General features: G+C 65.2%; 23 protein-coding genes. 5 read left to right on the forward strand and 18 right to left on the reverse strand.

From position 1 onward, the window contains the following. Window positions 1–5: 5 nt before the first annotated feature. The 10 genes from KP010_RS08635 to fabG form a co-directional block, all read right to left on the reverse strand. Window positions 6–839 carry an FTR1 family protein gene (locus tag KP010_RS08635; RefSeq protein WP_142862932.1) on the reverse strand — a complete coding sequence of 278 codons (834 nt, stop codon included), beginning with the start codon at window positions 837–839 and terminating at the stop codon, window positions 6–8. A 10-nt stretch (window positions 840–849) separates the two neighbouring features. Then, window positions 850–1,185 carry a cupredoxin domain-containing protein gene (locus tag KP010_RS08640; protein WP_142862931.1) on the reverse strand — a complete coding sequence of 112 codons (336 nt, stop codon included), beginning with the start codon at window positions 1,183–1,185 and terminating at the stop codon, window positions 850–852. A gap of 229 nt (window positions 1,186–1,414) precedes the next feature. After that, entirely contained in the window at window positions 1,415–1,756 is a 342-nt protein-coding gene (locus tag KP010_RS08645) for a hypothetical protein (RefSeq protein ID WP_142862930.1), read from the reverse strand. A gap of 196 nt (window positions 1,757–1,952) precedes the next feature. Then, window positions 1,953–2,423 (reverse strand): hypothetical protein, encoded by a 471-nt coding sequence (locus KP010_RS08650; RefSeq protein WP_216280740.1) that lies wholly within the window; start codon window positions 2,421–2,423, stop codon window positions 1,953–1,955. Beyond that, window positions 2,416–3,054, reverse strand: a complete 639-nt coding sequence (gene gmk, locus KP010_RS08655; RefSeq protein WP_216280741.1) for a guanylate kinase — start codon at window positions 3,052–3,054, stop codon at window positions 2,416–2,418. Before gmk ends, KP010_RS08650 begins: the two co-directional genes overlap by 8 nt. A gap of 72 nt (window positions 3,055–3,126) precedes the next feature. Next, entirely contained in the window at window positions 3,127–4,014 is an 888-nt protein-coding gene (locus KP010_RS08660) for a YicC/YloC family endoribonuclease (protein WP_142862927.1), read from the reverse strand. A gap of 60 nt (window positions 4,015–4,074) precedes the next feature. Further along, complete coding sequence (mltG, locus tag KP010_RS08665; RefSeq protein ID WP_216280742.1) at window positions 4,075–5,907, reverse strand: endolytic transglycosylase MltG; 1,833 nt, start codon at window positions 5,905–5,907, stop codon at window positions 4,075–4,077. Between the two features lie 231 nt (window positions 5,908–6,138). Further along, window positions 6,139–7,401: a beta-ketoacyl-ACP synthase II gene (fabF, locus tag KP010_RS08670; RefSeq protein WP_142862925.1), complete on the reverse strand. Its 1,263-nt coding sequence runs from the start codon at window positions 7,399–7,401 to the stop codon at window positions 6,139–6,141. A 97-nt stretch (window positions 7,402–7,498) separates the two neighbouring features. Continuing rightward, the gene (locus KP010_RS08675) at window positions 7,499–7,738 is read right to left on the reverse strand and encodes an acyl carrier protein (RefSeq protein ID WP_142862924.1); all 240 of its coding nucleotides are present in this window, start codon (window positions 7,736–7,738) and stop codon (window positions 7,499–7,501) included. 264 nt (window positions 7,739–8,002) lie between these two features. Continuing rightward, window positions 8,003–8,740 (reverse strand): 3-oxoacyl-[acyl-carrier-protein] reductase, encoded by a 738-nt coding sequence (fabG, locus tag KP010_RS08680; protein ID WP_142862923.1) that lies wholly within the window; start codon window positions 8,738–8,740, stop codon window positions 8,003–8,005. Window positions 8,741–9,112: 372 nt separating this feature from the next. Here fabG and KP010_RS08685 point away from each other — a divergent pair, with 372 nt between their 5' ends. Further along, window positions 9,113–9,901: an outer membrane protein gene (locus KP010_RS08685; protein ID WP_142862922.1), complete on the forward strand. Its 789-nt coding sequence runs from the start codon at window positions 9,113–9,115 to the stop codon at window positions 9,899–9,901. Between the two features lie 58 nt (window positions 9,902–9,959). On the opposite strand, the gene fabD is transcribed toward KP010_RS08685, so the two are convergent. The 3 genes from fabD to acs all read right to left on the reverse strand — a co-directional run bounded on the left by fabD (window position 9,960) and on the right by acs (window position 13,256). Continuing rightward, entirely contained in the window at window positions 9,960–10,907 is a 948-nt protein-coding gene (gene fabD, locus KP010_RS08690; RefSeq protein ID WP_142862921.1) for an ACP S-malonyltransferase, read from the reverse strand. Window positions 10,908–10,991: 84 nt separating this feature from the next. Next, window positions 10,992–11,195 carry a hypothetical protein gene (locus tag KP010_RS08695; protein WP_036293633.1) on the reverse strand — a complete coding sequence of 68 codons (204 nt, stop codon included), beginning with the start codon at window positions 11,193–11,195 and terminating at the stop codon, window positions 10,992–10,994. Window positions 11,196–11,321: 126 nt separating this feature from the next. Then, on the reverse strand, window positions 11,322–13,256 hold the full coding sequence (gene acs / locus KP010_RS08700; protein WP_216280743.1) for an acetate--CoA ligase: 1,935 nt from the start codon (window positions 13,254–13,256) through the stop codon (window positions 11,322–11,324). 369 nt (window positions 13,257–13,625) lie between these two features. On the opposite strand from acs, the gene KP010_RS08705 reads away from it, so the two are divergent. After that, on the forward strand, window positions 13,626–14,123 hold the full coding sequence (locus tag KP010_RS08705) for a hypothetical protein (RefSeq protein WP_246659835.1): 498 nt from the start codon (window positions 13,626–13,628) through the stop codon (window positions 14,121–14,123). A gap of 9 nt (window positions 14,124–14,132) precedes the next feature. On the opposite strand, the gene KP010_RS08710 is transcribed toward KP010_RS08705, so the two are convergent. Continuing rightward, a complete protein-coding gene (locus KP010_RS08710; protein ID WP_142862919.1) occupies window positions 14,133–15,320 on the reverse strand; it encodes an MFS transporter in 1,188 nt (395 codons plus the stop codon). Window positions 15,321–15,438: 118 nt separating this feature from the next. On the opposite strand from KP010_RS08710, the gene KP010_RS08715 reads away from it, so the two are divergent. Then, on the forward strand, window positions 15,439–16,575 hold the full coding sequence (locus KP010_RS08715; RefSeq protein ID WP_142862918.1) for a methyltransferase: 1,137 nt from the start codon (window positions 15,439–15,441) through the stop codon (window positions 16,573–16,575). Between the two features lie 65 nt (window positions 16,576–16,640). Further along, entirely contained in the window at window positions 16,641–17,390 is a 750-nt protein-coding gene (locus KP010_RS08720) for a serine protease (RefSeq protein ID WP_185966495.1), read from the forward strand. Here KP010_RS08720 and KP010_RS08725 read toward each other — a convergent pair. The 4 genes from KP010_RS08725 to KP010_RS08740 all read right to left on the reverse strand — a co-directional run bounded on the left by KP010_RS08725 (window position 17,380) and on the right by KP010_RS08740 (window position 20,164). Then, window positions 17,380–17,817 (reverse strand): iron-sulfur cluster assembly scaffold protein, encoded by a 438-nt coding sequence (locus KP010_RS08725; protein WP_142862916.1) that lies wholly within the window; start codon window positions 17,815–17,817, stop codon window positions 17,380–17,382. The two genes, KP010_RS08720 and KP010_RS08725, sit on opposite strands and share 11 nt — an antisense overlap. Then, window positions 17,814–18,218, reverse strand: coding sequence for a DUF1641 domain-containing protein (locus KP010_RS08730; RefSeq protein WP_142862915.1), 405 nt, complete (start codon window positions 18,216–18,218; stop codon window positions 17,814–17,816). Before KP010_RS08730 ends, KP010_RS08725 begins: the two co-directional genes overlap by 4 nt. Window positions 18,219–18,236: 18 nt before the next feature. Next, complete coding sequence (locus KP010_RS08735) at window positions 18,237–19,427, reverse strand: FAD/NAD(P)-binding oxidoreductase (protein WP_142862914.1); 1,191 nt, start codon at window positions 19,425–19,427, stop codon at window positions 18,237–18,239. A 143-nt stretch (window positions 19,428–19,570) separates the two neighbouring features. After that, window positions 19,571–20,164 (reverse strand): TetR/AcrR family transcriptional regulator, encoded by a 594-nt coding sequence (locus KP010_RS08740; RefSeq protein ID WP_142862913.1) that lies wholly within the window; start codon window positions 20,162–20,164, stop codon window positions 19,571–19,573. Between the two features lie 154 nt (window positions 20,165–20,318). Here KP010_RS08740 and leuD point away from each other — a divergent pair, with 154 nt between their 5' ends. Then, entirely contained in the window at window positions 20,319–20,924 is a 606-nt protein-coding gene (gene leuD / locus KP010_RS08745) for a 3-isopropylmalate dehydratase small subunit (protein WP_142862912.1), read from the forward strand. The last annotated feature ends 3 nt before the right edge of the window (window positions 20,925–20,927 follow it).

Here is a 20,927-nt window from a genome sequence, read left to right on the forward strand (position 1 = left end):
GAAGGTCACTCCGCCGCGGCGTGGACATTGGCGGCGCCGGGCCGCGGAGCGGCGAGGCGCGTGGCGAGGAATATGCCCGCCAGCGTCGCCACATAGACGACGACCTGCAGCGCCGTCGGCTGGTCGACATAGCCGATCAACGTATGCAGCACACGCCCGACGAGGCTCGTATCCGGCAGCACGCCGGATGTGTCCCACATTGTCTGCGACAGAGCGGTGACGATCCAGGCCTGCTGCAGGAAGGCCGCGCATTGCGCCGCGAGGCCGGCGGCGAGCAGAGTGATCATCGCCGTCGTCACGGCGAACAAATGCCGCGCCGGAATGGTGACGAGACCGAAATAGGTGAGCGCGCTGACGCCGGCGCCGAGGACGAGACCCGAAAAGCCGCCGAGGATCACATCGGCGCCCGATTCGCCGGAGACGAGCAGGCCGTAGAGGAACAGCGCCACCTCCGAGCCCTCGCGCAGCACGGCGAGCGCGACGACCAGCGCCAGGCCGAAGAAGGATTTGTCGCCGGAGACAGCGGCGCGGCCGGCGGCCGCCAGCTCGCTCGCCAGTTCGCGGCCATGGCGCGCCATCCATATGTTGTGCCAAGCGAGCATCACCACCGCCACCGCGAGGACAGCGGCGTTGAACAGCTCCTGCCCGCGTCCGGCGACGGCCTGCGACAGCGCATCGGCGAACAGCGCCACGAGCCCGGCGCCGAGCGCGCCCGCGACCACTCCGGCGAAGACGACGGTCCGCGAGCCGCGCGCCCCCTGTGTGACCGCGAGCACGATGCCGATGACGAGGCCCGCCTCTATGACCTCGCGAAAAACGATGACGAGAGCGCCCAGCATTGCTAAGTCCTCACTCGACGACGAGAACGCCCTTGGCCGTGGACTCGTGATATTCGCCGAAGAATTTATAGCTGCCCGCCTTCAGCGGACGCACGCGCACGGTGATCTCGGCGGAGCCGGCGACGACCTTCTCAATCTTGAGCGCCTTGCTCTCGAATTCTTCCGGCGTGGAATCGAGATTCTTCACGACGATGACGATGGGCTTGTCGGCCGGCGCATGAAGCTCGGCAGGCGTGAAACGATGGTCCTTGATGGAGACTTCCAGGGAGGTCTCGTCGGCCGCGACGGCGGCGACGACGCCCGCCGCGAGAGCGGCCGCGGCGAAAAGAATACGGGAGGATGTCATTTCACGCCTTTCGATGATTCGTTCGAACGTCTTCGCCCATGCCCATGGCTCCGCCGCGTCGATCACGGCATAGCAAGAACCGGCCCAGCGCCGCTGTGCGAAGCCAGTGGCGCAGGCGCGGCCGAAAACGCGCTAGAGCTTGAATATCAAAGTAGTAAAAGGCTCGTCGGGCCACAACGCCGCAAGTTGAGATTGCTTCCAATCTGCGCTCGGCGAAATGTCGCGAGGGTCAGCCGGGATAGCCGTGGCGCGCCTTGCTCGCGCGCACCAGCGCGACGGCCTGGGCGTCTCTTCCCGCGGAGCAGGCCGCGGCGGCGGAGTCGATCTCTCCCTGGATAGTCGCATAGACGCCCTGATTCACGTGACCCATGGCGAGATCATTGTCCATGATCGCGCGATATCGGCCGATCGCATTGGCGCAGCCCGAGCCCGCCGGCAGCTCGAATCCCGCCGGAGTCGCGCTGCGCGTCGCGACCGCCGGCGCCTGCGCGACCGCGACGGGCTGCGCGGAATTGCAGGCGGCGAGGCACAGCGCCGCGATGATCGGGACGAAGAGCTTTGCGGATGTCATGGCGAAACCGAAATTCCTCGCATCATCGGACTGACTGCGGATGATTGACTGTCGGCGACGCGCCGAGCAAGTCGAAATTTCCCACCCTCTCACCGCGCGGGCGAATTTTGTGAAAGCAAGTCGCTGTGAAGCTCGCAATGGCTCGGACACTCTCTCCAGAGCCGATCCGATCGCAGTGGCGGCGGCTCCGTTGGAGTCAATTCGCAATAGAGCGACATCGAGGACTTGGACCGCACCGTGTCATGGTGCACCCTATTTCGATCTCCGAAGCGGACGATCCATATAGAAAGCCGACGTCGAGAATTTCTCTTCCAAACCCCACCCATCGGCGTTCGATAAACCATCCGCCGCGATGGTCTTTCGAGCGATCATACGAAATATTCAATCCTCTGGCATATTCCTCTGAATTAAGCGCGCCCTGGTGTTTTTTCATAAATGCTTGAATAAGATAATCGTCCTTCACATGGCGAATTGCGCTCTCGTCGCTGGCCACTTCTTCTTTTCCCGAAGCGCACCCCCACCGATGCTCGACGGCGGTATCCAGCAAATCTTTGGCAAAACCGACGCAAAAGGCGAAGATCAAAACCGCGAATATACCAAAGAAAATACAAAACAATACCCGCATCGAGGAGACGAATGCGCGATAGGACATGCGCTTGTCACTCACTCAAAAGGCGCGCGACGAAAGCCTCTATGCCCGGCAAGCGCCGCGGCCGGCGCTGACGCTCGGCGCGCAATATTGCGAGAAGATCGTCGAAGCTGCGCTGCAGATCGTCGTTGACGAGCACATAATCGTACTGCTTCCAACGCTGGATTTCGTTGCGCGCATTCTCGAGACGGCGCTCGATCGCCTCGCGCGAATCTTCCGCACGGCGCTCGAGACGCGCGCGCAGCTCTTTCATCGAGGGCGGCAGGATGAAGACGGTGACAGTGTCCGCGCCCATCTTCTCGCGCACCTGCTGCGTACCCTGATAATCGATATCGAAAAGCGCATCGCGGCCTTCGCCCAATATCTCGTCGACGGGTCCGCGCGGCGTGCCGTAATAATTGCCGTGCACCTCCGCCCATTCCAGCAATTCGCCATTGTCGCGCATCGCCTCGAAACGGCTCTTGGAAATGAAAGAATAATGAATGCCGTCGACCTCGCTGGAGCGGCGCGGGCGCGTCGTCACCGAGATCGAGAGCGTGAGGTCGAGCTCGCGGTTCTGCAGCAGCATACGCGTCAGCGTCGTCTTCCCCGCGCCGGAGGGCGAGGAGAGAATGAGGACGATTCCGCGACGGTCTGGCGTTGTGGGCATATTTGGTCCAGCGAATAGCGAGTGGCGAATGGAGCGCGTCTTTCGCGCTACTCCCTATTCGCTATTTTCTCCTCACTCAATGTTCTGCACCTGCTCGCGCCATTGCTCCACCTCGATCTTGAGCTCGAGGCCGAGGGCGGTGAGCGCGCCGTCATTGGATTTGGCGCAGAGCGTGTTGGTTTCGCGGGAGAGTTCCTGGGCGAGAAAGTCGAGCCGGCGGCCGATCGGCCCGCCCTTGTCGATGAGCGCCTTCGCGCTCGTCACATGCGCTTTCAGCCGGTCCAATTCCTCGCGAATGTCGGCCTTGACCGCGAGCAGCACCGCCTCCTGATGCAGGCGCTGTGCATCGAAGGAATGGCCCGTCTCCAGCAGCGCCGCGATTTGCGCGGCGAGCCGCGCGCGCACCGCCTCCGCCGAGCGGCCGGGCAGCGCCTCCGCTTGCGCGGTCAATTCGCCGATGCGTGCGAGCCGCGCCGTCAGCACCTCGCCTATGGCCGCGCCTTCGGAGGCGCGCGAGGCGGTGAGAGCGTCGAGCGCCTGCGCCAATGTCGCCAGCACCTTTGCGTCGAGCGCATTGCGCTGCTCTTCGTCGTCTTCCGGCTCGATGACCTCGACAATGCCGCGCACCGCGAGCAATCCGTCGAGCGAGGCGGGCCGCAAGGATGCGTGCAAGGGCACGTCGTCGAGCGCTTTCAACAGCCGCTCCAGCGCGGCGCGATTGACGCGCGTCTCGACCAGCGCGTCGTCGCGCCGCGCGGTGAGATTGGCGAAGCAGGAGCCGCGGGCGATGCGGCCGGCGATCAGCGCGCGCGCCTTCACCTCCACCGCGTCGAAATTGGGCGGGACGCGCAGCCGCAGATCCAGCCCTTTGGAATTGACGGTCTTGATCTCCCAGGCGTAGCGCCACGGCCCGAGATTGTCATGGGCGCGGGCGAAGCCTGTCATGCTGGCGAGAGTCATTGCGATCCTTGCTAGGGCGCGTGGCGAGTAGACTGTCTCTCTACTCGCTACGCGCTTCCATCACCGAAACTTCGCCACATCGGGCACGATCTTCGCCGAGTTCAAATCCCAGCCGCGGTCGCGCAGCGGATCGAGCGGCGTGCCCTCGGAAGCATCGAAGGCGCGGGCGGCGCGCGGCGGCCGGCCGACCTCCGCAGAGGCCGAGAGCGGCAATGGCCGTCCCTCGGGCCCGCCCTCGACGGGGGAAACGCCGAGCCGGGCCGCGCGAGCGCGCTGCTCGGCGCGCAGAGCGGCGGAGACGGGATAGCTCGTCGGCGAATCGAGCCCCTCGTCCTCGGCGAGATCGTCGGCGGCCGCCTGCGAATCCTCTTGCGCGGCATTGGCCAGCAGAGCGACCGCGGCGCGCGCCTCCGGCTGGGCGCGCTGGGCGAATGGCGTGGTGAACAGCGGCGGCGCAGAAGCCGCCACGGCGGCGCGCTCGGCGGCGAGACGCAGGCTCGCCTCATTGTCCCCGGCATATTCGAACGGAATGGCAGGCAGAGCGGCGCCGATTCGCTTCAGCGCGCCAGGACGCGGATCGGCGGCGGCGATCGGCTCCATGGCCGCATCGGCCAGCGCCACGAGCCGGCCGAAAGCCGCGTCGCCGCGCTTTTCCCGCGGGGCGGACTGCGTCGGCCCGACCACCGCGCCCGGCTCCAGCCGATCGACGCCCGAAGCCCGATCCTTCTCGATCTGCCGCCAGCGCTGGACGTTACGGGCATGTTGATCGAGCGTCTCGGCGAAGACATGGCCGCCCGTGCCGTCTGCGACGAAATAGAGCTCCTGCGTGCGCGAGGGATTGGCGACCGCCTCCAGCGCCGCGCGACCCGGATTGGCGATCGGCCCCGGCGGCAGGCCGTCGATCGCATAGGTATTATAGGGCGTCCATTTCTCGACCTCGGACTTCAAAATGCCGCGGCCGAGCGTGGCGCGCCCGCCGACGAGGCCATAGACGATGGTGGGGTCCGATTGCAGACGCATTCCCTTGCGCAGGCGATTGATGAACACGGCGGCGACGCGCGGGCGCTCATCGGCCTTGCCGGTCTCTTTCTCGACGATGGAGGCCAGCGTCACCAGCTCATAGGGCGTCTTGACCGGAAGGTCGGGATGGCGGCGCGCCCAGATCTGATCCAGCAGCTTGCGCTGATCCTCCTGCATCTTCACCAAGAGCTTGGCGCGCGGATAGCCGCGCGCGACCTTATAGGTCTCCGGCAGCAGCGCCCCTTCCTTGGGCAGCTCCGACATGTCGCCGGCGAGAATGTCGTTCTCGCGCAGACGCGAGACCACCTGCTCGGTCGTCAGCCCTTCGGGAATGGTGACGCCATGCAGAATCTGCCGGCCGTTCACCAGCTCGTCCATCACCTCGCGCAGGCTGGCGTTCTGCTTGAACGCATATTCGCCGGGCTTCAGCTTGCCGCGGACGCCCTCGATCAAAAGGGCGACATTCATCAGCATTGGATTGTCGATGACGCCGTCGCGCTCGAGCTGCGCCAGAATCTCGGGAACGTCGCTGTGCGGGGCGATATAGACGATTCGCTCGGCGGCGAGCGGGCCGGGCTCGCGCAGCTTGTGCAGCACGGCAATGAGGCCGAAGACGCCGGCCACGGCGAAGACCAGCAGCAGGGAGAGAAGGCTGCTGAGCGCGGAGAGCGTTCCCTCCCGCTTGCGGCGCGGCGGGGGCGGCGGCGGCGCGTCCGGCTGCAAGGCTTCGCCGGCGCTGCGCAAGCTCGCACGGCGCCGGAAGAAGGAGGAGGAAGCCTGCCCCTCGGGCGCGCGCCCTTTGGGATCGGAATGAGATTCGGTCGCGCCGTCCTTCGGCGCTTCCGGCAAATCATCGGGGGGAGTATCGCTCATCGGGAAACTCCGTCTCTTGGGTTTCGGGCCGTGTCGTGATTCGGATCACATCCAAACTCGCCGACCAGAAAAACGCGACGGACCGACAAACAAAACGCTTCGAGAGCCGCCTCGCCGAACAGGATTGCGACGACTTTGCGGCGCTCGCGCGTTCGCTACCCTATCGTTCTTTGTGGCGAAATCAGGAACGGCCACTCGTCCACAGGCGCGAGCGGCGGCGCGAAGCGCCGATCACTCCGGACGCCGGAAGACGAGAGAGGCGTTCGTGCCGCCGAAACCGAAGGAATTGGACAGGACGATATCGATCTTACGCCGCCGCGCCTCGTGCGGGACCAGATCTATGTCGGTCTCGACCGAAGGATTGTCCAGATTGCGCGTCGGCGGCGCGACGCCATGGGTGAGCGCCAATATGGAATAGATCGCCTCCACGGCTCCGGCCGCGCCGAGCAGATGTCCGATCGCCGATTTGGTCGAGGACATGGACAGATTCGGCGTCTCATTGCCGACGAGGCGCTGCACCGCCTGCAGCTCGATCTCGTCGCCGAGCGGCGTCGAGGTGCCGTGTGAGTTCACGTAATCCACATCCGACACGCGAACGCCCGCGCGCTTCAGCGCGATTTCCATGCAGCGATAGGCGCCGTCGCCGTCCGGCGCGGGCGCCGTGATGTGATAGGCGTCGCCGGACATGCCATAGCCGATCAGCTCGGCGTAGATTCTGGCGCCGCGCGCCTTGGCGTGCTCATAGGATTCGAGCACGACGCAGCCGGCGCCCTCGCCCATGACGAAGCCGTCGCGATCGCGATCATAGGGGCGCGAGCCCGCCTCTGGACGATCGTTGAAGCCGGTCGACAGCGCCTTGCAGGCTGCGAAGCCCGCGACGCCGATGCGATTGACCGGCGATTCGGCGCCGCCCGCCACCATCACCTCGGCCTCGCCGAGCGCGATCAGCCGGCCCGCGTCGCCAATGGCGTGCGCGCCGGTGGAGCAGGCGGTGACGACGGCGTGATTGGGCCCCTTGAGGCCGTGCATGATCGACACATAGCCGGAGGCCAGATTGATGATTCGGCCGGAGATGAAGAAGGGCGACACGCGTCGCGGGCCCTTCTCCTTCAGCGTGATGGAGGTCTCGTAAATGCCGCCGAGCCCGCCGATGCCGGAGCCGATCAGCACGCCGGTCGAATTCTGCTTCTCGGGCGTGTCCGCCGTCCAGCCGGCGTCGGCCAGCGCCTGAGTGGCCGCGGAGACTCCATAGATGATGAAGTCGTCGACCTTGCGCTGCTCCTTCGGCTCGAACCAGGCGTCGGGATCGAAGGTTCCATTGGTTCCGTCGCCGCGCGGCACGAAACCTGCTATCTGACACGGGAGATCAGACGCCTCGAAAGTGTCGATGCGGCGAAAGCCGTGCTCTCCGGCGATCAGCCGCCGCCAATTGACGTCCACGCCACAGCCCAACGGCGAAACGATGCCGAGTCCGGTGACCACCACCCTGCGCATGGATTCTCTCGAACGCTATGCCATATATTTCAGTCGGTTTCTCGAAGTCGCGACAGCGCGGACCGTTCCACGATCCGCGTCGCGTAGGCGTCTCGCCTCAAGCCGCCTTGGCTTTTTCGAGAAAGGTGATGGCGTCGCCGACCGTGTTGATCTTCTCGGCCTCTTCGTCCGGGATCTCGACGCCGAACTCCTCCTCGAAGGCCATGACCAGCTCGACGGTATCGAGAGAATCGGCCCCGAGATCGTCGACGAAAGACGCCTCCGGCTTCACCTCTTCTTCTTTGACGCCGAGATGTTCGACAACGATACTCTTAACGCGCGGGGCGATATCGCTCATCTTCTCTGATCCTCGTTCGATCGATCTGCTGACACCGATTTGGCGGATCCATAGCTCGGCTCGGACCACGCTCGATCGTTTCAGGGGTAAACTACGTCACATTTCTGCGGTTCCGCTCGCGCGATCCACCGAAATGTCGCCATCGGGAGGCGAGCTTTTCGCCGGCCCGAATTGCTCTCGCGGCGTCGCCCCCGGCCAGCGTCGCGTCTGGTAGCATAATTAATTCGCCGTGGCGAGGGGCGCCCCACGGCAAATCCCGAGCTTTCAAATCATCGCCATGCCGCCGTTCACATGCAGAGTCTGGCCTGTGACATAGGCCGATTCGTCGCTCGAGAGATAGACGACGGCGGCGGCGACATCGGCGCCCGTGCCCAGCCGACCGGCCGGCACGGCGCGCAGAATCGTCTGCTTCTGCGTCTCGTTCAGCGCGTCGGTCATGGGGCTCTCGATAAAGCCGGGCGCCACGCAATTGACGGTTATGCCGCGCGAGGCGACCTCGGCCGCCAGAGATTTGGTCATGCCGATCATGCCCGCCTTGGCGGCGGCGTAATTGCCCTGGCCGGCGTTGCCGGTGACGCCGACGACCGAGGTGATGCCGATGATTCGCCCGAAGCGCTTGCGCATCATGCCGCGCAGCGCCGCGCGCGACAGGCGGAAGGCGGAGGTGAGATTGACGTTCAGTACCGCGTCCCAATCCTCGTCCTTGAGGCGCATGAACAGCATGTCGCGGGTGATGCCGGCGTTGTTGACGAGAATGTCGAGCCCGCCCATGGCCTTTTCCACCGCCGGGACCAGCGCCTCGGCCTGCGTCTTGTCGGACAGGTCGCAAGGCAGGATATGGACGCGCTCGCCGAGCTCGGAAGCGAGCGCCGAAAGCGCCTCTTCACGCGTGCCCGACAGCGCCACGACCGCGCCGCTCTGATGCAGCGCGCGCGCGATATCCCGGCCGATGCCCCCGCTCGCGCCCGTCACCAGCGCCGTCTTGCCGGTCAGATCGAACATCTCTCCTCCCTCGCCGCCGCTTTCGTCGCGCGGCTTCGCGAAAACATGAATGCGTCTCTATAGGGCGCCGGCCGCGCAGCGCGCAATCGGAGGGCGCGGCAGCCTTCTTTGTCGCATTAAGTGGTATTGCGGAGAGAAAGCGGCTGCGGTTTGTAGTACAAATTCAGCGTTTTCTGACTACGTAAGGGTGCTTTTTTATCACACCGTAGCAAATAAGCGCGTCAGCGGCGCTTATACGGGCATATTTGGCGTTTACAGTCTCGGCGATTTACGAAATCTTCGTCTGCAGGCGGTCGAATGCTTTCGTTCGCGGGGTCGAACAGCGTGGATTGGCGTGCTGCGCCGGATTTTAGAGAATTGAAGGAGCCATCGATGAAAAACACAATTTCCGTTCTGGCGATCTTTTCGGCGCTGTTCGGCGGCTCGGCCTTCGCGGCCGATCTTCCGGCGCGCACGGCGCCTGTCGTCGCCTTTGTCCCGCCGCCGTCTTTTTCCTGGACCGGGCCTTATGTCGGTCTCAACATCGGCGGCGGCTGGATCGACCGCAACAACAACAACAATTGGAACTGGGGTTGGAACAACAACAACGGCAACAATAGCGGCGGCGTGGTCGGCGGCGCTCAGCTCGGCTGGAACTATCAGCTCTCGCCGCTCTTCGTCGTCGGTCTCGAGACCGATATTCAGGGCACCAGCATCGGCAGCGGCGGCGGCAACAACAATTGGTGGGGCTGGGGCGATTTCAATCGCGTCCGCGTGCCCTGGTTCGGCACGGTGCGCGGCCGCGTCGGCCTGGCGCTGCTCGATTCGCGGCTCCTGATCTACGGCACGGGCGGCTTCGCCTATGGCGAGGTGAACCGGCCCACGATCGGCTGGTGGGGCAATAATGGCAATGACGTGCGCAGCGGCTGGACGGCCGGCGGCGGCGTCGAATGGGCCTTCCTGCCCAATTGGTCGGCCAAGGTCGAATATCTCTACACCGAGCTGAACGACAATGCGAACAACAACAACAATTGGCTGCTGCTCGCGCCGATCGTCCAGCCGGGCATCGTCGGCATCGGCGCCCTGACCTGGAACCGCCGCACCCAGATCAGCACCGTGCGCGCGGGCGTCAATTACCACTTCAATCTCTTCACCCCGGCTCCCGTGGTGGCGAGATACTAAAAACCGTCCTCCCCTCCCGGACGAAGAGCCCGGCCCCTGCGGCCGGGCTTTTTCGCGATCAGACGAAGGCGCGAAAAGCGTCCAGATCCTCGGGCGCGCCGACGGCGACGCCTTTCGCCTCGGAAGCGATTCGCTTCAAAAGCCCGGTCAGCACCTTGCCGGCGCCGCATTCGACGAATCGGTCGACGCCCTCGCCGGCCATATAGGCGACGCATTCGCGCCAGCGAACCGTGCCCGTCACCTGCTCCACCAGAAGACGACGAATATCGTCCGGCGACACGATCGGGCTCGCGGTCACATTGGCGACGACGGGAAGTTTGGGTGCGAGAATCGTCGTCGTCGCCAGCGCCTCGCGCATGGCCTCGGCCGCCGGCTGCATCAGCGCGCAATGGAAGGGCGCGGAGACGGGCAGCGGCACGGCGCGCTTCACGCCGCGCTCCTTGGCGATGAGAATCGCCTTTTCCACCGCCGCCTTGGCGCCGGAGACGACGATCTGGCCGCCGCCATTGTCATTGGCGATCTGGCAGACTTTTCCTTCGGCCTCGGCGGCCGCCTCGGCGATCTCGCGCGCGGCGTCGAACTCGACGCCGATGAGCGCCGCCATCGCGCCCGCGCCGACCGGAACCGCCGCCTGCATGGCCTGGCCGCGCAGCCGCAGCAGCCGCGCGGTGTCGGCGATCGAGAGCGCGCCGGCGGCGGCCAGCGCCGAATATTCGCCGAGCGAATGGCCGGCGACGAATTTGGCGTCGCGGGAGAGATCGAGCCCCGCCTCGGCCTCGAGCACGCGAATGGCGGCGAGGGAGACCGCCATCAGCGCCGGCTGGGCGTTGGCGGTGAGCGTCAGCTCGGCCTCCGGGCCTTCGAACATGATGTTGGAGAGCGGCGCGCCGAGCGCGGCGTCCACTTCCTCATAGACGGCGCGCGCTTGAGGAAAGGCCTCGCCGAGCGCCTTGCCCATGCCGACCGCCTGCGACCCCTGCCCCGGAAACACGAATGCCTTCGCCATGCGCTGCTCGTCCCCTCATTTTGGATTGACGAGCGCCGAGTGACCCAGGCGCGGGCAGGTGTCAAGCCTGACGAACTCGACCGCTCAATGGAGGAAGAGCTTCAGCGCCACGGCGGAAAGAATGGCGATGACGAAGCCGAGCATCCATTTGATGACGGCCATATCGTTCTCGAGCTTGGAAAACCGGCTTTCGTAAACAGTCAGGGCTTCGGCGGCCCGACGAGCCTTCTCTTCCGGCGCTCCGGCCGAGACGAAGGCGTCATAGACCTCGGAAATCATAATGCTCATGTCGAGTCCCTGTCGCCGAAAGCCACTTTTACGGTTGGCGCCTCGTAAAACATAGCGCGGAAAGGGTCGGCGCGCGAGAGGCGATCATCGCCAACGCGCGCGCCGCGCCCGATCTCGCTCCCCTCGTCATCCCGCCGGCCGGTTCTTGATGAGATCCTCCACAACGCTCGGATCGGCCAGCGTCGACGTATCCCCCAGCGCGCCGAATTCATTCTCCGCGATCTTGCGCAGAATACGCCGCATGATCTTGCCAGAGCGCGTCTTCGGCAGGCCGGGCGCGAATTGGATCACGTCCGGCGAGGCGATGGCGGAAATCTCCTTGCGCACGAAATCGACCAGCTCCTTGCGCAGACGCTCGGAAGCCTCGACTCCGCCCATCAAGGTCACATAGGCGTAGATGCCCTGGCCCTTGATCGCGTGCGGGAAGCCGACGACGGCCGCCTCCGCGACCTTCTCATGGGCGACGAGCGCGCTCTCGATCTCCGCCGTGCCGAGACGATGGCCAGAGACATTGATGACATCGTCGACGCGGCCGGTGATCCAATAATAGCCGTCGGAATCGCGCCGGCAGCCGTCGCCGGTGAAATATTTGCCCGGATAGGCGGTGAAATAAGTCTGCACGAAACGCTCGTGATCGCCGAATACGGTGCGCGCCTGTCCCGGCCAGCTATCGGCGATGACGAGATTACCCTCGCAGGCGCCCTCCAGCACATTGCCATTGGCGTCGACGATCTCCGGCTGCACGCCGAAGAAGGGCTTGGTCGCCGAGCCCGGCTTCAGCGCCGTCGCGCCCGGCAGCGGGGCGATCAGAATGCCCCCCGTTTCCGTCTGCCACCATGTGTCGACGATCGGGCAGCGGCCCTCGCCGACGACGCGGTGATACCATTCCCAGGCTTCCGGATTGATCGGCTCGCCGACCGAGCCGAGCAGGCGAATGGATTTGCGGCTGGTCTTCTTCACCGGCTCCTCGCCGGCGCCCATCAGCGCGCGGATCGCCGTCGGCGCCGTGTAGAAAATATCGACCTTGTGCTTGTCGATCACTTCCCAGAAGCGCGAGACGGTCGGATAATTCGGCACGCCTTCGAACATCAGCGTCGTCGCGCCATTGGCGAGCGGGCCATAGACGATATAGCTGTGGCCCGTCACCCAGCCGACATCCGCCGTGCACCAATAGACGTCGCCCTCGCGATAATCGAAGACCAGCTCATGGGTGAGCGCGGCGTGGACGAGATAGCCGCCGGTCGTGTGCAGCACGCCCTTGGGCTTTCCGGTCGAGCCCGATGTGTAGAGGATGAACAGCGGATCCTCGGCGCCGACCTCGGCGTAAGGGCAATCCTCGGGAACCTTCTTCGCCTCGTCCTCGTAACGGAAATCGCGGCCGGGCTTCATATCCACCTTCGCGCCGGTGCGCGTGACGACGATCACGGTCTTGGCCGAAACCTTCTCCAGCGCCGCGTCGACATTGTCCTTCAGCGGCGATTTGCGGCCGCCGCGCACGCCCTCGTCCGCCGTGATGACGACATCCGATTGCGCATCCTCTATGCGGCCGGCGAGCGCGTCCGGCGAGAAGCCGCCGAACACCACCGAATGCACGGCGCCGATGCGCGCGCAGGCGAGCATGGCGTAGGCCGCCTCCGGAATCATCGGCAGATAGATCGTCACGCGATCGCCTTTGCGCACGCCATGCGCCTTCAGCACATTGGCGAAGCGGCAGACCTGCTCGTGCAATTCGCGATAGGTGATGTGACGCGAGAGCGAGGGATCGTCGCCCTCCCAGATGATCGCGACTTGATCGGCGCGATGCGGAAGATGCCGATCGATGCAGTTCATCGCGACATTGGTGGAGCCGTCGCCGAACCATTCGATCGCGACATTATGCGTGTCGAAGCTCACCTCTTTCACGCGCGTGAACGGCGCGATCCATTCGATGCGCTGCGCCTGCTCGCCCCAAAAGCCGTCGGGGTCGGCGACAGAGCGCCGGTAGAGCGCGTCATATTTCTCGGCGTTCACGCGCGCTTCATTGCGCCAAGCTTCCGGCACGGCATAGATCTTTTCCGACATCGAGCGTTCCCTCGGGTGACTGCGGCGCTTTGGCGCGCCGTCCGCTTTGGCGGCAATATGACCTTTTTCGTCGTCTCGGGCTATGGCGTCCTTCGCCCGGGGCGCCCGCCATTTCGGCGCCCGAACGCGCAGAGCGCTCTGTGACGAGGCTCCGCGCCGGCGCGACATCACGTCGCAGCTCGCTTCGAACCGCCACGTATTACAGGAGCGGCGCGCATACCGCGAGCTGAATCTCTCATCGGCGCCGGACTGGTCGGCGCCGGATTTGCGGCTCTTTCAGAGCGTGTTCCGCTCGAACGGTTTCGATCGATCAGACTCGCTCGAATGAAAGAATGCGACAGCGCGACCCCGACGCCTCGAGGAGCGAAGATGAGGAAAAAACTGTTGTTCGACGATGTTCGTGAACTCTGCCTTCGCCGCTGCGACACGATTTTCTATTCCCTCGTCGCCATCGTCGCCTTCGCCCGCGCGATCGTCGATTTCCAGAACGGCGCACTCAGCCTCGAGCTCTACTCGACCTTGGTGAACATCGTCGGCTATCGCGAATTGCTGCGCCTCTTCCTGTGGGCGCGCGTCAATCCGCGCTATGCGATCGCCTCGCTCTACGGCGCCGTCATCGCTTCGGCTCTGCCGGTGATGTTCTCGCATCCGAGCTCCTTCCTCTTCGAATGCGTCGTCTATCTGCTGCTGCGCGTCGCCGCCCATATTCTGGTCGGGCTCGACGAGAGGAGCGTCATCAAGCTCTATCGCGAAGTGCTGTTCGATTATTACAATCGCAAGCCGCCGCAGAAGCGCGACCGCAAGCGACGCAAATCGCTGCTCGAGCGTCTCGGCCTCGAGGAGGGCTTCGCGCCCGGAACGGCTTGAGCGGAGGAGTCAGCGCTTCGGCCCCGTCTCGGGCATGGCGACGAGGACCAGCGCGAGGCCCGCGAGCGCGACCGCGGCGAGCGCCAGAAAGGTCGGCGCATAGCCGACCGAGGTGACGATGAAGCCGGCGACGGACAGGCTCGTCGCCCCGCCCACGCCCTGCACGAAGCCGAGCCCGCCGCGCGCGAGGCTGTAATGGCCCGTGCCGCGCATGATGTCCGCGAGCACGAGCGGCAGCAGCGCGTCGAACAATCCGCCGCCGACGCCGTCCAGCAGTTGCGCCGCGAGCAGATGCAGCGGCGTCTCCGCGAAGACGCAAGCGAGATCGCGCGCGAACAGCGCCGTGAAGGCGAGGACGATGAGCGGCTTTCGGCCGATGAGATCGGCGCGCTCGACGATGAGCGCCATGCCGATCGTCGAGAGCTGCGCCAGAATGATCGCCGCCGAGGTGACGCCACTCTCGAAGCCCGGATTTTCCGAAGCGAGCTTCTGCGCGATCAATGACAATGTCGGCGCATTGGCGAAATTGAACAGCGCCGCCGCCGCCGCATAGACGAGCAGCGTGCGGTAATGCAGGAGATCGCGCAGCTCGCCCGGCTGCGGCGGATGGGCTGGATCGACATCCTCGAGCCCGCGGGCGCGGTCGTGATCTATAGCCTTCGCCGGAATGGAGAAGGCCGCCCGCGCCGCGAGCGCGGCGAAGATCGGCGTGAGATAGAAGGGCGCGGTCTGCGACGCCAGCACGCCGACGAACCCGACGATTCCCGCGATAAAAATATTCCCTGCGCGATCGAAGGCGGCGTTGCGGCCGAGCCTCTCGGCGAGCCTGTCGCGGCCATAGAGGCCGAGCGTGATCGCCGCCACTGTGGGCGCGAAGACGGCGCCGAGCGTCGCCATGACGATGTCCGCCGCGACGACGACGGGAATGCTCGGCGCATGAATGATGGCGAGGCCGCAGCCGCAGAGCACGAAGCTGGCGACGACGAGAAGCTCGCGCTTGGCGTGCGTGCGATCGATGAAGGCGCCGACGGCCGGATGCGCCGCTATGCCGACGAGCCCGCTCACCATCAGCACGGCGCCGATCTCGGCCTGGCTCCAATGCGCCTGCGTGAACAAAAACACGCCGACGAAAGGTCCGAGCCCGCCGCGCACATCGGCGAGAAAAAAATTCAGCCGATCGAGAGCGTCGAAGCGCATGACGGCGATGGTCCCCGTGGCTCCCCCTCGGGCAAACGTCCGAGCCCGGGATAATCGCCGTTTCCGAAACAGCGCTTTTGGGCTAGGAGCGACTATCGAGCAGACGGAGGGGCGGCGTATGGGGCAGTTCTTTCGGGACAGGCTGCGGCGTCTTCGCGATCGGCTGATCTCCAGTCCGCGCTTCCAGCGCCTCGCCGCCGCGCATCCGCTGACCCGCGCGAAGGCGCGGCGCCGCGCGCGGGAGATGCTCGATCTTTGCGCCGGCTTCGTCTATTCGCAGGTGCTGCTCGCCTGCGTGCGGCTGAAGCTGCTGGAGCTTCTGCTCGAGCAGCCGCGCAATGTGGAACAAATCGCCGAGAAGCTCGATCTCTCGCCGGACGCCGCGGCGCGGCTGCTCGACGCCGCCGCTTCGCTCGGCCTCGTCGAGCGGCGCGGCGGAGAGCGCTTCGGCCTCGGCGAGCTCGGCGCGGCGCTCATCGGCAACAAGGCCGCGCTCTCGCTCGTTTCGCATCAGCCCATGCTCTACGCCGATCTCGCCGATCCGGTCGCGCTGCTGCGCGGCGACGAATCGGCGGAGCCGCGGCTCGCCGATTACTGGCCCTATTCGGCGGCGGAAAATCCCGCCGCGCTCTCGGCCGAGGAGGTCGCGCCCTATAGCGCGCTGATGGCCGCCTCGCAGCCGCTGGTGGCGCAGGAAGTCCTCGACGTCTATCCGATCCGCCGGCATAAGAAGCTGCTCGACGTCGGCGGCGGCGAGGGCGCCTTTCTCATCGCCGCGGCGGCGCGGGCGCCTCGGCTGCAGCTGATGCTGTTCGATCTGCCGGCGGTGGTCGAGCGCGCCCGCGCCCGGCTCGAGGAAGCGAGGCTCGCCGAGCGCACGACTTTCTTCTCCGGGAATTTCCTCACCGATCCGCTGCCCAAGGGCGCGGATGTGATAACCTTGATTCGCATCGTCCATGATCACGACGACGCCTCCGCGCTGGAGCTGCTGCGCAATGTGCGCCGCGCCCTGCCGCGCGACGGGACGCTGCTGATCATAGAAGCCATGTCCGGCGTCGAGGGCGCGGAGCCGCTCGACGCCTATTACGGATTCTACACGCTGGCCATGGGCCGCGGCGAGCCGCGAACCGTCGCCGAGCTGCAAAAGCTCGCCAAAAAGGCGGGCTTCGGCCGCTTCCGCCTGCTGAGCAATCCTATGCCGATCGTCGCCAGCATTCTGCTGGCGAAGCCGGACCCCGATTATCACGGCCCCTGAGCGGCGCCCCCCGACTTGCCGGGGCGGAACCGAGCAGCCATGTCGCCGTTGGGGGAGAATCTCCCATGGAGGAGAAAGGCCGGCCGATGACGATCGAACCTCTGCTTCTCACCACGGCGCGCGTGGGCACATTCAAAGGCGACGCCCCGCTGACCAACGCCAGCGGCTTCTTCTTCGCGCGCGACGAACGGCTTTTCCTGGTGACGAGCCGGCATGTGCTGAGCGACGCGGCGACCGGGCATTGCCCCGACCGTATCGAGATCGAGCTGCATATAGACGCCGAGAATATGACCCAATCGACCGGCTTCTCGATGCTGCTCTACGAGGACGGCAAGAGCGTCTGGCGCCAGGGCCTCGACGCCGGCGGCGAAATCGATGTCGCGGCCATAGAGATCGAGCGGCAGGCTCTGCCGGAGTCGACCGTCTATCGGGCCTTCACGCCGGCGCATCTCTGCGGCGAGTTCGACACGGTGGAGGTCGGCTCCTCGCTGCTGATTCTCGGCTTTCCCTTGGGCTTCCACGACACGCTGCATCATATGCCGGTGGCGCGGCAGGGCGTCGTCGCCTCCTCCTTCGGCCTGCGCTTTCAGGGCCAGGGCTATTTTCTCACCGACGCGCGCACCCACAGAGGCGCGAGCGGCGCGCCCGTGGTGGCCCGCGTGCCGGCGCTGGAGGCGCGCCAGGGCGATCTTCCCTGGACGCTGCTCGGCGTCCATTCGGCGCGGCTTGACGTCGGCCGCGACCTCCAGCAGGACGAGGCGCTGGGCCTCAACTGCGCCTGGTACGCCGATATTCTGCTCCCGCTCACGGAGTAAGGCGCGACGAGGCCTCGGCGAACGCGTCGAAGGGCAGCAGGATAGACCCGCGCCGCATCGGGAAGGCGCGCGCCGCAGCGAATATCTCCAGCTCCCGCCACTTCTCGGGAAAGCCGACCTCGGCGCCGTCCAGAAGCTGCGCCAGCGCTTCGCCGGCCGTGAGGACATCGGCGAGCGTTTCGCCGATCGCCCCCACGACGACGATCGCCGTCGCGGCCATGCCGAGCGTGCAGGCCCGCGCGCGATGGCCGAGAGCCACGATGCGGCCGCTCTCGCAACGCAGATCGAGCGTCAGCCGGCTGCCGCAGATCGGGCTCGTCCGCGTGACGGAGACGTCGGCGTCGGCGAGGCGCAAATCGTCGCGCGCTCGCCGCGCCCAATCGCGCACGCGCCGCTCATAGAGCGCGGCGAGCGCTGTGTCGGTCATGCCGGCTCGTCGCGCGTCTGACGCCCGAGCACGGCCAGGAACAGCAGCGCGAAATGCAGCCCGCGCCGCACATCCTCGTCGCCCGCCGCGCGCAGCAGGCCGAGCAGGGACGGCGTCGGCTTGCGCGACGCCTCATTGGCGGCGAAGCGGGCGCCGTTGCCGAGCGTCCAGGCGGCGCCGATCGACTCCTCATAGGCTTTCATCAGCTTTTGGATCATCGCGTCGTCGGCCATGTCCACGGCGTCGGAAGCGAGAGAGAGAAGGTCGACGATATTGTGAAAGCGCCGGCCCTGAAGCAGAGGCGAGGCTTTCTCGAGAAGATCGGCGATTCCCTTTCGCGTCGCCTCGTCGAGCGTCGGCGAGGCGCTTTCATTGCGCATGTCGAGTTCGGTCGTGCTCATCGCTCATCCCTCGCTTTTTCAGATCACGCCACGCGCGACGGACCAATAGATTCCGCGGTTGAAAGCCTTGCGGAGAAGCCCGCCGAGCTTGGTCGGCGGCGTCGGATGAACATCCTCGTCATAGTCGTACCAGAGCGGCATTCCGAGCTCGAGGCCCATTTGCGCCACGGCCTGGACCTTGCCGTCATAGGCGTCGACCGTGCGGCCGATGCGAATGTCGCCGGCGATATTATTGGCGATGACCGGGCATTGGTTGTGACAGGAGCCGCCGGCCTTGCTGATCGGCAGATCGACCGTGTCGCCCATCACATAGGCGTTGGCGAAGCCTTCGATCTGCAAGGTTCGGCGGTCGGTGGGCAGCCAGCCTTCATTGTTCATCGCCTGCGAGACGCCGCTCTCGATCACCGCATCGACCGCACGAATCGGCGGCGTGCACATCAGCAGGTCGAAATTCTCCTCGCGGCCTTCCGCGGAGCGCGCGATCTTGCGATCGGGATCGACCGAATCCAGCGTGAATCCGCGCTGGAATTTGATTCCCTTGCTCTCGAAGACGGAGGGCAGCACCTCGCAGACCTCCTGCTGGAGGAAGAGGCAATTGCGCAAAAGCTGCGAGACGGTGGGATAGGTGTAGACGATCTCGACCTGATCGCGCACGCCTTTGCGGCGCAGATATTCGTCGAGCATCAGCGTCGTCTCGATCGGCGCTATGCCGCATTGATGCGGAACATTGGGCGTCTTGGGAAAATTGACGGTGATGAAGATGCGGCCCTTCTCGAAGCCGCGGAGCTTGTCGGCGAGGCGACGCGCCGGCTCATATTGATAGAAATAATCGCCCGCCTCTTTCAGTCCCGGGATGCGTTCGGGCGCCGGCAGGCATCCGGTCGAGACGACGATATAGTCATAGCCGATTTTCCGGCCGCTCTTCGTCGTCACGCTGGAGCCGACGAAATCGAATCGGTCCACCTTGTCGACGATGAACTCGATCTCCGGTCGCAGCAAGGAGCTCTGCTTGCGGCGCAGCTCGCCCTCGAAGAACATGTCGAAGGCGACATACATGAAAGCCGGCTTGTAATAGTGCCAGGGCGAATCGGAGAGCATGGTCACCTGGACCGAGCCGTCCGATATCTCGGGGTAGAGCTTCGCGACGATGCTATTGGCGGTCATCGTTCCGCCTATGCCGCCGCCGACGACGAGTATGCGCTTGGCCACTGCTTCCTCCCTTTTTTCCGCGGGGCTTTTGCGCCCACGGTTTTTCGACGCGCGCTGGGCGCGGCGGCTCCTCCGGGGCGGTCGTTCGCCTCGGACTCGACCTCTATTTAAAATGACCGGTCGTCTTAAATCCGGGCAAAAAATCAGGCGCGGAAATAGCCGTTCAGCAGCATGTCGCGGAACTGGGTCAGCGGACGGACGGAGCGCTCGATCTTCATGCGCAGAAGCGAGCCCTGCCACGCGTCCACGAGAAAGTCGGCCATTTCTTTGGCGTCGAGATCACGCCGGAAGCAGCCCTCCGCCTGGCCGCGCGCGACGCCCTCCCGCAGCTTGTCTCGATAGCGCCGCACCGCCTCTCGCAGCGAGGTCTGGCACAGATCGCTGGTGTCGCCGATCTCGCCGATCAGATTGCCGAGCAGGCAGCCGCCTTTGAACTCCCGGCGCTCCGTATCGGCGATCAGCTCGTCGAAATAGGCGCGGAGCGCCGCATCCGCGCCGACGTCGGTGCGTGCGAGATGCGCGTCGAGCTGGGCGATGAAGGGATCGATATAATGCTTCACCACCTCGGCGCTGAACGCTTCCTTGCTGGGGAAGTAATTATAGAAGGAGCCCTTGGGCACGCCGACGCTCTGCACCAGCTCGTGCAGGCCGGTGCCGTGATAGCCCTGCTCCATCAGCAAAGCGACGCCCTGGTCGAGGAGCTTGCGCCGAATATCGTTCACGTCCCGTCTGCTCATAGCGCTCTTATACGACCGATCGTCTCGAGCGGCAAGCGGCTGCCGACCCCGGCTGTGGCGCCACAGGATCGCCTGCTTTGCGCCTTTTGCGACGATTTGCTAAAGGGCGCCGGAGAGCGCACCGCGCGCCCGAGGCCCTGTAGGACCCATCCGCATGGAAAAATTCGTCACCCTCACCGGCGTCGCCGCGCCGCTGCCGATCATGAACATCGACACGGACATGATCATCCCGAAGCAATATCTGAAGACGATTGCCCGCACCGGCCTCGGCAAGGGTCTCTTCTCGGAGCTGCGCTATAAGGACGACGGCTCCGACAATCCCGATTTCGTGCTCAACAAGCCGGCTTATCGCGACGCCAAGATTCTGGTTGCGGGCGATAATTTCGGCTGCGGCTCGTCGCGCGAGCACGCCCCCTGGGCGCTGCTGGACTATGGCGTGAGGGCCGTGATCTCCACCAGCTTCGCCGATATCTTCTACAATAATTGCTTCAAGAACGGCATTCTGCCGATCAAGGTCTCGCAGGCCGATCTCGAGAAGCTGATGGACGACGCGGCGCGCGGCGCCAACGCCACGCTGACGATCGACCTGCCGGCTCAGGAGATTCGCGGCCCGGACGGCGGCGTCGTCAAATTCGACATCGATCCTTTCCGCAAGCACTGCCTGCTCGAGGGGCTGGACGATATCGGCCTCACGCTGCAAAAGGCCGGCGCGATCGACGCTTTCGAGGCCAAAACGGCCGCGGCGCGGCCCTGGGCCTGATCG

Source organism: Methylosinus sp. KRF6 (genome assembly GCF_018887255.1).
In the GTDB taxonomy this organism is placed as follows: domain Bacteria; phylum Pseudomonadota; class Alphaproteobacteria; order Rhizobiales; family Beijerinckiaceae; genus Methylosinus; species Methylosinus sporium.

What these genes read in the sequence shown, in the direction of transcription:
- KP010_RS08635 (WP_142862932.1), bottom strand. Translation starts at nt 839, where the DNA reads ATGCTGGGCGCTCTCGTCATCGTTTTTCGCGAGGTCATAGAGGCGGGC.
- KP010_RS08640 (WP_142862931.1), bottom strand. Translation starts at nt 1,185, where the DNA reads ATGACATCCTCCCGTATTCTTTTCGCCGCGGCCGCTCTCGCGGCGGGC.
- KP010_RS08645 (WP_142862930.1), bottom strand. Translation starts at nt 1,756, where the DNA reads ATGACATCCGCAAAGCTCTTCGTCCCGATCATCGCGGCGCTGTGCCTC.
- gmk (WP_216280741.1), bottom strand. Translation starts at nt 3,054, where the DNA reads ATGCCCACAACGCCAGACCGTCGCGGAATCGTCCTCATTCTCTCCTCG.
- KP010_RS08660 (WP_142862927.1), bottom strand. Translation starts at nt 4,014, where the DNA reads ATGACTCTCGCCAGCATGACAGGCTTCGCCCGCGCCCATGACAATCTC.
- mltG (WP_216280742.1), bottom strand. Translation starts at nt 5,907, where the DNA reads ATGAGCGATACTCCCCCCGATGATTTGCCGGAAGCGCCGAAGGACGGC.
- fabF (WP_142862925.1), bottom strand. Translation starts at nt 7,401, where the DNA reads ATGCGCAGGGTGGTGGTCACCGGACTCGGCATCGTTTCGCCGTTGGGC.
- KP010_RS08675 (WP_142862924.1), bottom strand. Translation starts at nt 7,738, where the DNA reads ATGAGCGATATCGCCCCGCGCGTTAAGAGTATCGTTGTCGAACATCTC.
- fabG (WP_142862923.1), bottom strand. Translation starts at nt 8,740, where the DNA reads ATGTTCGATCTGACCGGCAAGACGGCGCTGGTGACGGGCGCGAGCGGG.
- KP010_RS08685 (WP_142862922.1), top strand. Translation starts at nt 9,113, where the DNA reads ATGAAAAACACAATTTCCGTTCTGGCGATCTTTTCGGCGCTGTTCGGC.
- fabD (WP_142862921.1), bottom strand. Translation starts at nt 10,907, where the DNA reads ATGGCGAAGGCATTCGTGTTTCCGGGGCAGGGGTCGCAGGCGGTCGGC.
- KP010_RS08695 (WP_036293633.1), bottom strand. Translation starts at nt 11,195, where the DNA reads ATGAGCATTATGATTTCCGAGGTCTATGACGCCTTCGTCTCGGCCGGA.
- acs (WP_216280743.1), bottom strand. Translation starts at nt 13,256, where the DNA reads ATGTCGGAAAAGATCTATGCCGTGCCGGAAGCTTGGCGCAATGAAGCG.
- KP010_RS08705 (WP_246659835.1), top strand. Translation starts at nt 13,626, where the DNA reads ATGAGGAAAAAACTGTTGTTCGACGATGTTCGTGAACTCTGCCTTCGC.
- KP010_RS08710 (WP_142862919.1), bottom strand. Translation starts at nt 15,320, where the DNA reads ATGCGCTTCGACGCTCTCGATCGGCTGAATTTTTTTCTCGCCGATGTG.
- KP010_RS08715 (WP_142862918.1), top strand. Translation starts at nt 15,439, where the DNA reads ATGGGGCAGTTCTTTCGGGACAGGCTGCGGCGTCTTCGCGATCGGCTG.
- KP010_RS08720 (WP_185966495.1), top strand. Translation starts at nt 16,641, where the DNA reads ATGGAGGAGAAAGGCCGGCCGATGACGATCGAACCTCTGCTTCTCACC.
- KP010_RS08725 (WP_142862916.1), bottom strand. Translation starts at nt 17,817, where the DNA reads ATGACCGACACAGCGCTCGCCGCGCTCTATGAGCGGCGCGTGCGCGAT.
- KP010_RS08730 (WP_142862915.1), bottom strand. Translation starts at nt 18,218, where the DNA reads ATGAGCACGACCGAACTCGACATGCGCAATGAAAGCGCCTCGCCGACG.
- KP010_RS08740 (WP_142862913.1), bottom strand. Translation starts at nt 20,164, where the DNA reads ATGAGCAGACGGGACGTGAACGATATTCGGCGCAAGCTCCTCGACCAG.
- leuD (WP_142862912.1), top strand. Translation starts at nt 20,319, where the DNA reads ATGGAAAAATTCGTCACCCTCACCGGCGTCGCCGCGCCGCTGCCGATC.